This window comes from Micromonospora sp. NPDC003776 (genome assembly GCF_053605645.1).
This window is the reverse complement of the sequence record NZ_JBSGJR010000951.1, coordinates 1-1,288: the sequence shown is the minus strand read 5'-3', so window position 1 is coordinate 1,288 and position 1,288 is coordinate 1. Positions and strand designations below refer to the sequence as shown.

The 1,288-nt window shown below is 75.2% G+C and carries 2 protein-coding genes; both read left to right on the top strand.

From position 1 onward, the window contains the following. Nucleotides 1-526, top strand: a 526-nt coding sequence (gene tmk, locus ACWEVO_RS36620) for a dTMP kinase (RefSeq protein WP_452311966.1), incomplete at its 5' end; no start/stop codon positions are given. After that, nucleotides 526-1,288, top strand: a 763-nt coding sequence (locus ACWEVO_RS36615; RefSeq protein ID WP_452311965.1) for an AAA family ATPase, incomplete at its 3' end; no start/stop codon positions are given. The genes tmk and ACWEVO_RS36615, both read left to right, overlap by 1 nt.

Here is a 1,288-nt window from a genome sequence, read left to right as displayed (position 1 = left end):
GCTGCTCTACGCGGCCGACCGGGCGCACCACGTCGCCACCGTGGTCCGGCCGGCGCTGGTCCGCGGCGCGGTCGTGATCAGCGACCGGTACGTCGACTCGTCCCTGGCCTACCAGGGGGCCGGCCGTACGCTGCCGGTGCAGGAGGTCTCCTGGCTCTCCTCGTGGGCCACCGGCGGGCTCAAGCCCGATCTGGTGGTGCTCCTCGACGTCGAACCGCACACCGGGCTGTCCCGCGTCGAGTCCCGCAGCCAGGGCGCCGACCGCCTGGAGGCCGAGTCGATCGCGTTCCACGAGCGGGTCCGGTACGCCTTCCTCGACCTGGCCGCCGCCGACCCCAAGCGCTACCTGGTGCTCGACGCCTCCCGGCCGGCCGAGGAGATCGCCCAGGCGGTGGCCCGGCGGGTGGACGAGTTCCTGGTCGACCCGGCCGGCATCGTGCACCCCCGCCCGGCCCACGGCCCGGACACCACGGTCCAGCCGGAGTTATCCGACGCGGAGCTGGTGACCATGGAGCGCCCCAACTGATGGCGGACGTCTTCGCCGACCTGGTCGGGCAGGACGAGGCGGTGGCGACGCTGCGGCGCGCCGCCGCCTCGGCCGCCGCCCTGCTGCGCGCCGCCGCGGCGCCGGCCGGCCCGGTCCCCGGCGGGGACGACGCCGACGACGAACTGGCCGCCCTCGCCGAGGAGTTCGACGAGCCAGCCGCCGCCCCGGCCGAGGCGACGAGCGCCGGCGGCGAGCCCGGCGCGGGGATGACCCACGCCTGGATCTTCACCGGGCCGCCCGGCTCGGGCCGCTCGGTCGCCGCCCGGGCCTTCGCCGCCGCGTTGCAGTGCGTGCACGGCACCGGCTGCGGCAGCTGCCCCGGCTGCCACACCACGATGACCGGCACCCACGCGGACGTCCGCCTGGTGGTGCCCGAGGGGCTCTCCATCAGTGTCAAAGAGACGCGCGCCCTGGTGCTGCGGGCGGCCAGCACGCCGTCCGGCGGGCGCTGGCAGGTCGTCATCATCGAGGACGCCGACCGGCTCGGCGAGAGGGCGAGCAACGCGCTGCTCAAGGCGATCGAGGAACCATCGCCGCGGACCGTCTTCCTGCTCTGCGTCCCGTCCATTCACCCGGACGACATCTCGGTGACGATCCGGTCGCGTTGTCGGGTCGTACCGCTGCGGCAGCCGCCAGCGCGGGCGGTGGCCGGACGACCCACCTGGAGAGTTCTCGTGAAGATTCGACGCTTCAGCGCGGCGGCCTTCGCCGCGGCGCTGCTCATCCCCGGCCTGACGGCCT